16 protein-coding genes are annotated in these 12136 nt (G+C 74.0%); 6 read left to right on the forward strand and 10 right to left on the reverse strand.

Annotated features, from left to right (window positions below; all coding sequences use genetic code 11):
• Positions 1-94: 94 nt before the first annotated feature.
• On the forward strand, positions 95-907 hold the full coding sequence (locus tag CXY01_RS20180) for an SDR family NAD(P)-dependent oxidoreductase (RefSeq protein ID WP_146931526.1): 813 nt from the start codon (positions 95-97) through the stop codon (positions 905-907).
• Here the strand turns inward: CXY01_RS20180 and CXY01_RS20185 are convergent.
• From CXY01_RS20185 to CXY01_RS20195, 3 genes are read right to left on the reverse strand one after another with little or no spacing between them, the layout of a single operon-like run.
• Positions 897-2567 (reverse strand): glycoside hydrolase family 9 protein, encoded by a 1671-nt coding sequence (locus tag CXY01_RS20185; protein ID WP_186813490.1) that lies wholly within the window; start codon positions 2565-2567, stop codon positions 897-899. The two genes, CXY01_RS20180 and CXY01_RS20185, sit on opposite strands and share 11 nt — an antisense overlap.
• Entirely contained in the window at positions 2564-3763 is a 1200-nt protein-coding gene (locus CXY01_RS20190; protein WP_146931601.1) for an RNA polymerase sigma factor, read from the reverse strand. The genes CXY01_RS20185 and CXY01_RS20190 overlap by 4 nt, the downstream gene beginning before the upstream one ends.
• A complete protein-coding gene (locus CXY01_RS20195; RefSeq protein WP_146931532.1) occupies positions 3760-4200 on the reverse strand; it encodes a YciI family protein in 441 nt (146 codons plus the stop codon). Before CXY01_RS20195 ends, CXY01_RS20190 begins: the two co-directional genes overlap by 4 nt.
• Positions 4201-4299: 99 nt before the next feature.
• Here CXY01_RS20195 and CXY01_RS20200 point away from each other — a divergent pair, with 99 nt between their 5' ends.
• Positions 4300-4650 (forward strand): hypothetical protein, encoded by a 351-nt coding sequence (locus CXY01_RS20200; RefSeq protein ID WP_146931535.1) that lies wholly within the window; start codon positions 4300-4302, stop codon positions 4648-4650.
• The gene (locus CXY01_RS20205) at positions 4647-4868 is read left to right on the forward strand and encodes a nucleoside/nucleotide kinase family protein (protein WP_186813491.1); all 222 of its coding nucleotides are present in this window, start codon (positions 4647-4649) and stop codon (positions 4866-4868) included. Before CXY01_RS20200 ends, CXY01_RS20205 begins: the two co-directional genes overlap by 4 nt.
• An 88-nt stretch (positions 4869-4956) precedes the next feature.
• Here CXY01_RS20205 and CXY01_RS20210 read toward each other — a convergent pair whose 3' ends face one another.
• Positions 4957-5739, reverse strand: a complete 783-nt coding sequence (locus CXY01_RS20210; protein WP_146931541.1) for an MBL fold metallo-hydrolase — start codon at positions 5737-5739, stop codon at positions 4957-4959.
• 211 nt (positions 5740-5950) lie between these two features.
• Positions 5951-6376, reverse strand: a complete 426-nt coding sequence (locus CXY01_RS20215) for a VOC family protein (protein ID WP_146931544.1) — start codon at positions 6374-6376, stop codon at positions 5951-5953.
• A gap of 83 nt (positions 6377-6459) precedes the next feature.
• On the opposite strand from CXY01_RS20215, the gene CXY01_RS20220 reads away from it, so the two are divergent.
• On the forward strand, positions 6460-7422 hold the full coding sequence (locus CXY01_RS20220) for a helix-turn-helix transcriptional regulator (protein WP_146931547.1): 963 nt from the start codon (positions 6460-6462) through the stop codon (positions 7420-7422).
• Here CXY01_RS20220 and CXY01_RS20225 read toward each other — a convergent pair.
• Complete coding sequence (locus CXY01_RS20225) at positions 7419-8066, reverse strand: NADPH-dependent F420 reductase (protein ID WP_146931550.1); 648 nt, start codon at positions 8064-8066, stop codon at positions 7419-7421. The genes CXY01_RS20220 and CXY01_RS20225 overlap by 4 nt on opposite strands.
• Positions 8063-9097: an LLM class flavin-dependent oxidoreductase gene (locus CXY01_RS20230; RefSeq protein WP_146931553.1), complete on the reverse strand. Its 1035-nt coding sequence runs from the start codon at positions 9095-9097 to the stop codon at positions 8063-8065. The genes CXY01_RS20225 and CXY01_RS20230 overlap by 4 nt, the downstream gene beginning before the upstream one ends.
• A 77-nt stretch (positions 9098-9174) precedes the next feature.
• Between CXY01_RS20230 and CXY01_RS20235 the strand changes: the two genes are divergently transcribed.
• Entirely contained in the window at positions 9175-9669 is a 495-nt protein-coding gene (locus tag CXY01_RS20235; RefSeq protein WP_146931556.1) for a putative immunity protein, read from the forward strand.
• A gap of 2 nt (positions 9670-9671) precedes the next feature.
• Here CXY01_RS20235 and CXY01_RS20240 read toward each other — a convergent pair whose 3' ends face one another.
• Entirely contained in the window at positions 9672-10520 is an 849-nt protein-coding gene (locus CXY01_RS20240) for a phosphotransferase (protein WP_246125518.1), read from the reverse strand.
• A gap of 86 nt (positions 10521-10606) precedes the next feature.
• On the reverse strand, positions 10607-11011 hold the full coding sequence (locus CXY01_RS20245) for a GNAT family N-acetyltransferase (RefSeq protein ID WP_146931559.1): 405 nt from the start codon (positions 11009-11011) through the stop codon (positions 10607-10609).
• A gap of 194 nt (positions 11012-11205) precedes the next feature.
• Here CXY01_RS20245 and yiaA point away from each other — a divergent pair, with 194 nt between their 5' ends.
• Positions 11206-11673 carry an inner membrane protein YiaA gene (gene yiaA, locus CXY01_RS20250; RefSeq protein ID WP_146931561.1) on the forward strand — a complete coding sequence of 156 codons (468 nt, stop codon included), beginning with the start codon at positions 11206-11208 and terminating at the stop codon, positions 11671-11673.
• Positions 11674-11725: 52 nt separating this feature from the next.
• Here yiaA and CXY01_RS20255 read toward each other — a convergent pair.
• Positions 11726-12136, reverse strand: a 411-nt coding sequence (locus tag CXY01_RS20255) for a pectate lyase (protein ID WP_186813492.1), incomplete at its 5' end; no start/stop codon positions are given.

Here is a 12136-nt window from a genome sequence, read left to right on the forward strand (position 1 = left end):
GGGTCGGCGCCGGGCCCGCACGGCTCGGCGCCGACCTTCTCCACGTCTCCTCGCAGTACGGTCGGCGCACAGGATCGGCAGGGGGCGCCGGGAAATGAAGGTGGCAGGCACGACGGTCGTCGTGACGGGCGGTGGCGACGGCATCGGCCGCGAGCTCGTGCTCGGGCTGCTGGCGCGCGGTGCGCGGGTCGCCGCGGTCAGCCGGAGCGCGGATCACCTGCGCGAGACCGCCGACCGTGCCGGCTCCCTGGCGGACCGGCTCTCCACCCACGTCGTCGACGTCAGCGACCGCGCTGCCGTCGAGGCGCTCCCCGCGGACGTCGTCGCCGAGCACGGCCAGGTCGACGGCCTGGTCAACTGTGCCGGGATCATCCGGCCGTTCGTGCCGCTGCTCGACCTGGAGTACGCGGACATCGAGCGCGTGATGGCGGTGAACTTCTGGGGCCCGGTGCACACGACGAAGGCGTTCCTGCCGCTCCTGGTTGCCAGGCCCCGGGCGCACCTCGTGAACGTCTCGAGCATGGGCGGGTTCCTACCGGTGCCGGGGCAGACGGCGTACGGGGCCTCGAAGGCGGCGCTCCGGCTCCTCACGGAAGGGCTGCACTCCGAGCTGGCCGGCACCTCCGTGTCCGTCACGGTCGTCTTCCCCGGGGCGACGCGCACGGGGATCGTCGAGAACTCCGGGGTGCGTCCCCCGGACGTGACCGGTGCGACGGCGCGACGGCTGGAGAAGCGGATGACGCCGGCGCCGGCGGCCGCGCGCCGGATCCTCGACGCCGTCGAGCGGGACGCCTACCGGGTCACCGTCGGCAAGGACGCGGCCGTCATGGACGTCCTCGCCCGCCTGGCGCCCGAGCGCGCGGCGCGCCTGGTCCGGACGAAGATGCAGGCGCTGCTCAGCCCGTGAGGAACGCGGCGACCCACACCAGCGGGGCGTTCCAGCGGATGCACACGTCGTTCGTCACCTCGGACGTGGGCTCGTCCAGGTAGCACAGCTGGGGCGCCAGCCCGACCAGGCGCGGGTCGTAGGGGAAGTCCGCCACGGGCACGGAGTTCGCGCCCCCGGCGAGGGCTCCCGCCGGGGGCGGGGGCATCGTCGGGTCGAGGTCGTGCCCGAACTGGCGGGTGCGCTGGTGGTGGCTGTGGTCGGTGCCGTACCCGGTGACGTAGCTCTGCCCGAGCGCGTTGCGACCCAGCACGTAGTCCAGGCCGGTCGCCACGGCGGCGCGGTAGAGCGGGTCTCCGGTGACCAGGTGAGCCACGCCGAGCACGACGAGGTTGTTCAGGATCCGGCCGTTCGACCCCCACTCCCAGCCGGCGGCGGGGGCGTACGGCTGACCCCACGGCTGGCGGGCCTGCAGGTCCAGCAGCCGGTCGGCGCCGGCGCGCAGGCTGCCCACGACGCGGTCGTGGTCGGCGAACCCCGCACCGTGCAGCGCGAGGTCGAGCCGGGCGGGAGCGGCGACGGCGTGGAAGTCGAAACCGGCGTCGTCGAACGGGTCGGTGCTGTGCTCGGGGCTGCGCAGGACGTCGACCTCGTAGGCGTCGTCACCGGTCGCCAGCCAGAGCTCGGTGGCAGCCCAGCAGAAGTCGTCGCCGATCGTGTCGTCGTCGTAGGGGCCGCCGCCGTGGCGGGCGTGGTCGTCCGGAGGGAGGAGGTCCGGGTGCCGACGAGCCGCGTCGTAGGCCGACCGCGCGGCGACCTCCAGCCGGAGGGCGTACGCGCGGTCGACCGACCGGAAGTGCCGGGCGCCGGCGGCGGCCGCGGCAGCCAGGTGCAGCGCCGCCGTCGTCGACGGGCGGTGCAGGACGCGGTCGGTCGGGTCGAGGTGCGGCCACCCGGGCACAGGGGACCAGGTGGTGCCGTGCACGCGGTGGAACGCCAGCCCGGCCAGCGGTCGCCCCGGCGGGACCTGCATCCGCAGCAGCCAGTCGAGCTGCCACCGGCACTCCGCGCGGAGGTCGGCGCGGTCGGGGAGCAGATCGAGCGTGGCCAGCAGCTGCCACACCGCGATCGCGCCGCTGGTCACGTACTTGCCGTAGTCACCCGCGTCGTACCAGCCGCCGGACACGTCGTAGCTGCCGTCGTCGTGCCACCCGGGGTAGAGGGCCTGGGCCGCCGGACCGGTCCAGGCGGGGACGGAGGTGTCCGGGTGGCCGGCGGGCCGGGCGTAGCCGGGGACCGCGATCTCGGACCCCGAGCGCATCACCGTGAAGAAGCGCAGGGCATCGTCGCGCAGGTCGGCCAGCACCGTGCGGTCCACCCGGAACGGGTGGCTGAGCGACGAGGCCGCCAGGACCCGGTAGGCGCCCTCGGGCAGGTCGCCGAGGTCCAGCACGTGCACCGGCAGCCCGGAGGTGGGTTCCGGCCGGACCGGCCAGGGCTCCGACCTGCCGTCCCGCACGACGGAGCCGTCGTCGCGCACGACGGTGAACGGGACGGGTGCGACCTCGGGGGACACGAGGGTCGCGCGCATCGGCCGGCCCGGCGCGTACCCGACCTGGTTGAGCCGCACGGCCGGGCGCCGGGCGAGGACGTCCCGCACGGACCACGGGAGCCCCGTCACGCCGACCCCCCGACCAGCCGGGCCACCTGCGCGTCGAGGTACCGGCGCTCCGCCAGGTTCGTCGCACGTCCGGATGCCCGTCGGTAGCACGCCAGGGCTCGGTCGCGGTCGCCCGCCTGCTCGTACAGGTGCGCGCGCAGCTGGTCGAGGCGGGGCAGCGACTCGTCGAGACCCTCGAGGATCGCCAGGCCGGCCTGCGGTCCGTCGACCATCCCGGCGGCCACGGCCCGGTTGAGCGTCACGACGGGACTGCCCGTCATCTGCTCGAGCAGCGAGTAGAGCGCGGCGATCTGCGCCCAGTCGGTGGCGTCCGCGGTCACCGCACGGTCGTGCACCGCCGCGATCGCCGCCTGCAGCTGGTACTCGCCGACGGCCCCGCTGCCGATCGCCTCGTCGAGCAGCGCGACCCCCTCCGCGATGCGCCCGCGGTCCCAGCGCGACCGGTCCTGGTCGGCGAGCGGCACCGGGTCGCCGGCCGCGTCGGTGCGGGCCGCGCGGCGGGCGTCGATCAGCAGCAGGAGGGCGAGCAGGCCGGCCGCCTCGGCGTCAGGCCCCGACGCGTGCACCAGCCGCGCGAGCCGGATGGCCTCGTCCGACAGGTCGACGCGGGTCAGGTCCGCGCCCGTGCTGCCGACGTAACCCTCGTTGAACATCAGGTACAGCACCCGCAGCACGCTGCGCAGCCGGGCCGGGCGGTCCTCGGGCGAGGGCATCGAGAAGCTCTCGCGCGCGACCCGCTGCTTCGCCCGGCTGATCCGCTGCGCCATCGTCGCCTCCGGGACGAGGAACGCCCGGGCGATCTCGGCGGTGCTCAGCCCGCCGACCGCGCGCAGCGTCAGCGCGATGGCCGACGGGGGTGTCAGGACCGGGTGGCAGCACAGGAACAGGACGGCCAGGGTGTCGTCGTCCTGGGCGGCCTCGCCCTGCGCGGGTTCGGACGCGACGCGCAGCTCCCGGTCACGGCGGGCGGTGTCGCTGCGCCACTGGTCGACCATCCGCCGCGACGCCGTCTGCAGGAGCCACCCGCGGGGCTGCGCCGGAAGCCCGTCCACCGGCCAGCGACGGGCCGCCGCGATCAGTGCCTCCTGCACGGCGTCCTCGGCCGCGTCGAAGTCGCCCCACCGGCGCGCGAGCGTGCCGAGGACCTGCGGCGCGAGCTCGCGCAGCAGGTCCTCGACCTCGACGGAGACGTTCAGCGCGGGGTGCTCGCCGTCTCGAGGTACGCGTTCATCTCCTCGACCCCCGACGGCCCGTCGTCCATGATCCGCCGCACCTGGATGGGCTGCTGCGTCGGGACGCCGCCGCGACCGGGCACGGCGGACACCAGGGCGGCGATCTCCAGCGCGCGCTCCTCGGACTCCACGTCGACGATCTGGTAGCCCGCGACCCACTCCTTGAACTCCTGGAACGGACCGTCCGTGATGACGGGGGTCACGCCGTCCGACCGGACCACCTTGGCCAGGTCGGGCCCGGTGAGGACCTCGCCGCCGACGAGCTCGCCGTTCGCGGTCAGCTCGGCGTTCAACCGTCCGTAGTAGTCCAGGTGGGCCGCGACCTCGTCGTCCGTCCACTGCGACATCGGTGACTCGTCGGGACCGCTCTGGAAGTCCACGATCAACAGGTACCTGGCCATGACTGCTCCTCCTTCGTCGTGCCCAGACTGGCACTCTCACTCGAAGAACGGAGCCCGCCCGTCGTTCTCTACACGGCGAGGTGGAGTAGTTTCGCGCGCATGGACCCGTCGTCCTCGACCCGGATGCCCGGCCGCCTGGTGCCCGCCGGCGGAGGGCACGTGCCCGTCCGGGTCCGTGGGTTCGTCGACGACGCCGCGCCGCCGCGCGCGCAGCGGTCCGAGCGCGGGTTCGCCGTCGTGCTGGCACGCACCGAGCACGCCGTGGTCAAGGTCGTCGACGGCACCACCGTCCTCGGCTACCTGCCGGAGGGGTGGTCGCAGGTGGTCGACTTCGAGCTGTGGTCGTGCGAGCAGGCCGGGGAGCCCGCCCTGGCGCGAGCGGTCCTCGAGGGCGCCCGCGGCGAGCGGGACCTCTTCGTCATGCTGAGCTGGCCCCGCCGCCGCGGGTGAGCCTCGAGGCGGTAGTCGCCCGCCTGCGGGCCGCCGTGCCTGACCGCGGGCGGGCGCTCGTCGCCGTCGACGGCGTCGGGGCCAGCGGGAAGACCACGCTCGCCGCGCGGCTGGCACAGTGCCTGGGCCCGCGTCCCGTGATCGTGCTGCACGCCGACGACTTCTTCCATCCGTCGGCGGTCCGGCACGCGCGAGGGCGCGACTCGCGTCGGTCCTGACCCCGCCGGTCGGCGAGATCGTGGCTTCGGCGCGAGATCGTGGGTACGCACCCCCGATCTCGCGCCGGACCCACGATCTCGAGCTCGCCTACACCTCGACGGTCACCGGTGAGCCCGGGTCGGCCCACACCGTGGTCCCGCCGTCGGGGGCGAGCTCGGGTCGCTCCAGGGCGGCGGCGCTGTCCAGGAAGTGTGACCAGCCCTCGTGGTGCACGGGCAGCACCGTGCTCGGTCGGACCGCCCGGCACAGGTCGCGGCCGTCGGCGACTGTCATCGTGAAGCGGATCGGGCCCGTCGTCGGGAACCGGACGCCGCCGAGGTGCACGACGACGGTGCCCACCGAGAGCTTGTCCGCCAGGTGCCGGACCTCCGAGGTCAGCGTCGTGTCGCCGGTCACCCACACCGCCCCGTGCTCCTGCCCCTCCCACGTGAGGGCGAAGCCGGTGACCGCGCCGATGACGGCCCGGGCGCCGACGGGTCCGTGCCGGCCGGGCGTGGCGGTGACCGTGAGGGTCGGGCGGTCGGGGTGGGTCAGCGTCGTCGCCTCCCACGGGCGCAGGCCCTGCGCGGGAGCGCCGAGGCGACGAGCGCCGGGAACGGTGGTCAGCACGGTCGGGACGTCGGCGAGCATCGCGCGTCCGGCGTCGTCGAGGTTGTCCGCGTGGTGGTCGTGGCTGAGCAGGACGGCGTCGACCGCGCCGACCTCCTCCACCGACAGCGCGGGACCGGTCGTCTTGCGCGACGACGTCCCCCAGCCGAACCCGTACGTCCGGCCGGGGGCGTCGAACGTCGGGTCGGTCAGCAGTCGCCAGCCGTCGACCTCGAGCAGGGCCGTCGGTCCGCCGATGTGCGTGAACGTCAGCGCCGACACGTTCAGGCCGCGCTGACCGTCGAGGCGGCGCGGGCGAGCACGTTCGTGTCCGGAGCGGTCATCGCGGCACCTCGTTCGTCGTCGCGGGACCGGTCCGTCCGACCCGCTGGGGACACAGTGGCACCGACGGGCACCCGGTGTGCGCGGTTCTGGAGCCCGAACCAGGACGCCGACCGCGGACCACGTCCACGGCCGGCGGCCTGGCAGCTGGCTAGGACGCGGTGTGCTCGGCGACGACGTCGAGCACCCAGACCACTCCGAAACGGTCCCGGAGCATGCCGTAGAGCGGGGACCAGCCGGCCGGGGCGAGGTCCTGCACGACGGTCGCGCCCGCGGACAGGCCCGTCCAGTACGCGGTGATCTCCTCGGCGTCGGTGCCGCGCACCGAGACGAACACCGGGTTGACCCCCGGCTCGTGCGGGAGCCGGGCCGGGACGTCGTACGCCATGACGTGGAAGCCGGCGTCGGACCGGACCTGGCCCCACATGATCTGGTCGGCCTCGGCGGGGTCCTGCACGCTGTGCGCGTCCTGGTAGGTGACGAGGGCGAGGTCGCCGCCGAACACCGACCGGTAGAGCTCGAGGGCGGCGCGCGCGTCGCCGCGGAAGTTGAGGTGCGTGGTGGTCGTGATGGTCACGGGAGGTCCTCTCGGTGGGTGATGCGACCACGCTAGGAGCGATTGCGGCCACTTCCTGACCGCGATGATGGGATCCTGGCGGCATGGCCAACACCAGCTCCCGGACGCTGCGGCTGCTCTCGCTGCTGCAGGCCCGCCGGTACTGGCCAGGGCCCCGGCTGGCCGACGAGCTCGGCGTCTCCGCGCGGACCCTGCGGCGTGACGTCGACCGGCTGCGCGAGCTGGGTTACCCCGTCGACGCCCAGCCGGGGGTCGACGGCGGGTACGCGCTCGCGGCCGGCGCGTCGCTGCCCCCGCTCGTCGTGGACGACGACGAGGCGATGGCGCTCGCGGTCGCCATACAGCAGCACCTCGCGACGGGTGACGGCGGGGACGCCGCCCTGCGCGCGCTGACCAAGGTGGTTCAGGTGATGCCGCGACGACTGCGCGCGCGCCTCGACGCCGTCCGCTCGTCCACGACCCCTGCCCCGTGGAGCACCGACGGCGTCGCGCCGGTCGACCACGCCGTCCTGTCCACGCTCGCCCTGGGCTGCCGCGACCGGGAGCGGGTCCGGTTCGACTACGTGGCGGCGGCCGGGTCGGCGTCGTCCCGGCTGGTGGAGCCGGCCCAGCTGGTCGCGCTCGGGCGGCGTTGGTACCTGGTCGGGTACGACCTGGACCGGCACGACTGGCGGACGTTCCGCATCGACCGGATCACCTCCGCCGCGGGCGCCGGCACGTCGTTCGCGCCCCGGACCCCGCCGTTCGACGACGTGGCCGACTTCGTCCGCAGCCGTGTGCTGGGCGACGCGGCGGGCGGCCGGCACCAGGTCGAGGTGGTGGTGGAGACGTCTGCCGACGCGGTCCGCGCGCTCGTCGGCCGGTGGGCGGAGGTGCGCGCCGACTCCCCGACGCGCTGCACGATGACGATGGAGACCGACTCGCTGGAGGGGCCGCTGTTCGCGCTGGGCGCGCTCGGTGCCGAGTTCACCGTGGTGTCCCCACCGGAGCTCGCGGCGTCGGTCAGGGACTGGGGTGCGCGGTTCGCGCGCGCCGCGCAGGCCTAGACCGGGTCGAGGCGAGGGTCGGGGTCCACCAGGGCAGCCAGCGCAGGGGCCGTCACGTTGGCGCCGAACGCGGGCGTGCCGGGCTGCAGGTGGACGCCCGCACCGAGCGGTCCGACGACGACGGGGTCGAACCCGAGCCGGTCCACCAGCTCGACGACGGCCGCCGTGTCGTCGGGGTCGTCCCCGGCGACCGCGATCGCCTTGCGCCCGGGCGTCCCCGCGGGCCGGGCCTCGCCGTCCAGGTCGTGGTAGCCCATGTGGTTGAACGCCTTCACGACCCGGGACCCGGTCAGGTGCTCCTGCACGAGCTCGCTGGTGGTGGTCCGGGGGTCGGTGAGGTCGTCGCGGACGCCGTCGATCTCCCACCAGTAGTTCATCGCGTCGACGACGAGCTTCCCGGCCAGGGCGTCGACGGGGACGGCACGGAACTTGCCGAGCGGCAGCGCGAGGATCACGACGTCCGCCGAGGTGGCCGCGTCTAGCGCGGTGACGGCCGTGGCGCCCGGCGCGAGGACGTCGATCGTCAGGGCGATCTTCGCCGGGTCGCCGGAGCCCGCCACGAGCACGCGGTAGCCGGCCGCGACGGCCAGACGGGCGAGCACGGTGCCGACCTTGCCCGCGCCGAGGATGCCGAGGGTCGTCATGCGGCGGCCACGAGGTCGCGGACCATGGGGATGACCTTGGTGCCGTACAGCTCGACGTTGCGCATCCGGGCGTCAGCAGGCTGGGCGCCGGTGGTGTAGATCAGGTCGAACCGGCCGACCCCCAGCGCGGTGACGGCGCGCGCGATCTTCTGCGCGACGTTCTGCGGCGACCCGACGTAGAGGGATCCGCCGGCGACCTCGGCGTCGAACTCCTCGCGACGCACCGACGGCCAGCCGCGCAGCGCACCGATCCGGTCCCGCTGGACGCGGTAGTGCGGCCAGAAGACCTCGACCGCCTCCTCGTCGGTGTCCGCGACGAACCCGGGGGAGTGCATGCCGACGGGGTGCGCGGTGGTGCCGAACTGCTCGGCCGCCCGGCGGTACAGGTCGACGTACGGGGCGAACCGCGCGGGGTCCCCACCGATGATCGCGAGCATGAGCGGCATGCCGTACTGCGCCGTCCGCACGACGGACTGCGGGGAGCCGCCGACGCCGACCCAGGTGGTCAGGTGCCCGGACTCGGTCTTGGGGAAGACGTCCGCGTCCTGGAGGGCGGGACGCGTGGTGCCCGACCAGGTCACCGGCTGCTCGGTGAGGAGCCGGGAGAACAGCTCGATCTTCTCCTCGAAGAGCACGTCGTAGTCGGCCAGGTCGTAGCCGAACAGCGGGAACGACTCGGTGAAGGAGCCGCGCCCGAGGATGACCTCCGCCCGCCCCTCGGAGATCGCGTCGAGCGTGGCGAAGCGCTGGAACACCCGCACGGGGTCGTCGGAGCTCAGCACCGTCACCCCGGAGCCGAGGCGCAGCCGTGAGGTCCGCGCGGCGATGGCGGCCAGGACGGTCTCCGGCGACGAGACCGAGTACTCGGGGCGGTGGTGCTCGCCGAGCGCGATGACGTCGACGCCGACCTGGTCCGCGAGCACGGCCTCCTCGACCACCTGGCGGATCGCGGCGGCGTGCGAGACGAGCTCGCCGTCGGGCCCGACGGGGCGGTCGCCGAACGAGTCCAGGCCGAGCTGGAGGGTGGTCATCGGAGGTCTCCTCGCGTCAGTAGTTGACAGTTCAACTGTACGCGGTCCCGATCGATTCCGGTGGTAGGAACGAGGACGTGCCCATCCTCCCCACCGAGCGCGACCCGCGACTGATCACCGTCCGCCGTGGGGGGACGCTCACGGACGAGGACCACCGGCTGCTCGCCGGCTGGGCGCTCACGTGCGCCGAGCACGTGCTGCACCTCTTCGAGCAGGAGCACCCGGAGGACCACCGGCCGCGGGATGCCCTCGCCGTCGGTCATGCCTGGATCCGCGGCGAGGTGCCCATGAAGACCGCGCACGCCGCCGCGTTCCAGGCCAACGCCGCCGCGCGCGGCCTGCCCGACCCCGCCAGGTTCGCCGCACTGTCCGCGGGCCAGGCGGTCGCGGTCGCGCACGTCGCCGCCCACGACCTCGGCGCCGCGGCGTACGCCATCCGCGCGGTGGGGCCCGCCGCGCGGCTCACCGAGCGGGACTGGCAGCGCGCGCAGCTGCCCGCCGCCGTGCGCGAGCTGGTCCTCGACGACCAGCGCCTCCGCAGCGCCATCTGCTGGGACGCGTTCGACGACTGAGATCAGCTGCCGTCGAGCACGTCCGCGATCATCCGGTGACCCTCCTGCTCGAACAGCACGTCGCCCACCTGGTACGCCCATGCGGCTGTCCCGATGGCGTCCCTGATCCGGTCCCGCCGCCAGGTCACGGGCTCGCGCGGGTCGCCGCCGTAGCCGTCCAGGAACGCCCGCTCGAGGTCGGGTCGGCCCCGGAACTGCCGCGCGTGCAGCCGGGCGAGGTCGGTCGCGGCAGGCCGCCAGTCGGTCCGGCCGAAGTCGATGGCCGAGACGCGCCCGTCGTCCACCAGCCAGTTGCGGGGCTGCCAGTCGCCGTGGGTCGGGACCAGGGTGCGCGCCGGCACAGGCTGCGCCAGCTCTGCCCGGAGGCGGGCGACCACCTCGTCGGCGATGCGGTGCTCCCCCCGCAGCCACGCCAGTGACCTGGCGTCGGCACGAAGCTCGTGGTCGTCACCCGGCCGGCTCCGCTGGGCGTGGAGCACGGCGAGGACGCGACCGGCCTGCCGGAACACCTGCGGGTCCTGCTCGGCGGGCGTGCCCTCGACGAGCACCCCGGGGAGCCAGGTCGTCGCGAGCAGCCGCAGGCTGGGGGCAGCACGGAGCAGGCGGGGTGCGAGCGCCCGTTCAGCGAGCGGCGCGACCACCTCGGAGTGCGCTGCGATCTCGCGGTCCATGTGGTGGTCGTCCGGCCGTCCGGCCTTCACGACGAGGTCCCGGCCCTGGTGGTGCAGCCGGAGCACCGTCCGGCCCGGGAGCGGCCAGCTGTGGTCGGCGACGAGCACGGCACCCGGGAACCAGGTGTCGACGGCGGCCTGCTGTCCGGGGTGCAGACCGGGGAGCGCTGCCCCGCTCACTCGCGCGGCCCCGTCCGGGGCGGCTGGTCCCCGGGCGCGCTCGCATCGCTCACGCGTCGCACCCTAGGGACATCGCGCGGAGGCTGTCACGACTGGTCGAGGCGCAGGAGGCCCGCCTCGCTGTGCCGCATGCCGCACGCACGCTCGTAGAAATCGACGAGGTGGGGCTCGTAGTCGGCGTGCAGCCAGTGGCAGCCCGCCCGTCGTGCCTCCGCGGCGGCGGCGTCGACGAGCGCGCGCCCGACGCCACGCCCCTGCACGTCCGGCGCGACGCAGGTGTCCAGGAGGATCGCGTGGACCCCGCCGTCGCCGACCACGTTGACGAAGCCGACCAGCCGGCCGTCGAGGCGGGCGGTGACCCACGTCAGGCTGTGGTCCGCGAGGCGCTGCCGCCAGGGCGTCACGGTGACCGGGTGGCCGAACGCTGCGGCGTGCAGCGCGTCCAGCTCGGCGTCGGCCAGCTCACCTCGGGCGCGTACGTCGATGTCCACGTCTCCATCCTGTCGCGAGCGGTGCCGGCGTGAGCGGCGTGCCGCGGCGTGACCCGAACGTTGCGCAGTCGTTGTGGAGAACTAGCCCGGTCGAGGGGTGCGCGACGAGATGCTTGCGACACACCGTCCCGCCGCCGCACCATCAGGGCCCCGGCTGGCACGGTTGCCGTCACCTCGACCCTCGGAGCCTCACCATGTCGCAGCAGCACCCCGTCCCGGCCCGACCGACCGCCGCGTTCGTCGGCGCGTCCTGGGTGGCCCTCTGCATCGCGCTCCTCGCCTACGGCGTCGGGCTGTGGAACGCGCAGATGGACCCGGCGGAGAAGGGGTTCCTGGGCACGCTGCTGCTGCTCGGCCTGTTCTCGGCGATCGCCGTCCAGAAGTCCGTGCGGGACCGCGCCGAGGGGGTCCCGGTGACGGGGATCTTCCTGGGCCTGTCGTGGGCGATGGTCCTGACGTCCCTCGTGCTGGTGTCCACGGCGCTGGCCGACGCCCCGCTCGAGCTGTCGGAGAAGGGGTTCTTCGGGCTGAGCTTCACGATGGCGCTCTTCTCGGTGGTCGCCGTCCAGAAGAACGTCCGCGACCTGGCCGCCGCCGGCCCCGCGCCGGTCACGCCGAAGCTGACCGCGGAGCCGGAGTCGACGGCGACCGTCTGGCAGTGAGCGCCGAGCGGCCCACCGCCCTCCCGCGCTGGGAGTGCGGTGGGCCGAGGCGTCACTTGTAGGTGATGGACGAGGTGGAGTAGCCGCACGCGGCGGAGGGTCCCGAGCCGATCTTGGACGGTTCGCCCGAGGTCACGCCCTTGTACTCCTCGCAGATCACGATCCTCTTGGACGCGTCGTTGGAGATCGTCACGTTCGTGATCGTGGCCTTGTCACCCAGGTTGGAGTTGATCCCGACCAGCGACTTGCCCGGTGCGGTCACCTTGATGTTGTCGACGACCACCGTGCGCGCGTACTGCTTGGAGCAGTTCCCGCACGAGCGGTACAGCTTGCCGAAGTCGCTCACGGTGAAGTTCTTGATCACGAACCTGCCCGGCCCGTTGTGCTGGAACACCTTGTCCGAGGCACCCTTGGCCCCACCACCGTTGACCGTCATGACCTGCGAGGTCGAGGACCCCTTCAA

Source organism: Cellulomonas xylanilytica, from assembly GCF_007989805.1.
Classification (GTDB): domain Bacteria; phylum Actinomycetota; class Actinomycetes; order Actinomycetales; family Cellulomonadaceae; genus Cellulomonas; species Cellulomonas xylanilytica.

What these genes read in the sequence shown, in the direction of transcription:
- CXY01_RS20180 (WP_146931526.1), top strand. Translation starts at nt 95, where the DNA reads ATGAAGGTGGCAGGCACGACGGTCGTCGTGACGGGCGGTGGCGACGGC.
- CXY01_RS20195 (WP_146931532.1), bottom strand. Translation starts at nt 4,200, where the DNA reads ATGGCCAGGTACCTGTTGATCGTGGACTTCCAGAGCGGTCCCGACGAG.
- CXY01_RS20200 (WP_146931535.1), top strand. Translation starts at nt 4,300, where the DNA reads ATGGACCCGTCGTCCTCGACCCGGATGCCCGGCCGCCTGGTGCCCGCC.
- CXY01_RS20220 (WP_146931547.1), top strand. Translation starts at nt 6,460, where the DNA reads ATGGCCAACACCAGCTCCCGGACGCTGCGGCTGCTCTCGCTGCTGCAG.
- CXY01_RS20225 (WP_146931550.1), bottom strand. Translation starts at nt 8,066, where the DNA reads ATGACGACCCTCGGCATCCTCGGCGCGGGCAAGGTCGGCACCGTGCTC.
- CXY01_RS20230 (WP_146931553.1), bottom strand. Translation starts at nt 9,097, where the DNA reads ATGACCACCCTCCAGCTCGGCCTGGACTCGTTCGGCGACCGCCCCGTC.
- yiaA (WP_146931561.1), top strand. Translation starts at nt 11,206, where the DNA reads ATGTCGCAGCAGCACCCCGTCCCGGCCCGACCGACCGCCGCGTTCGTC.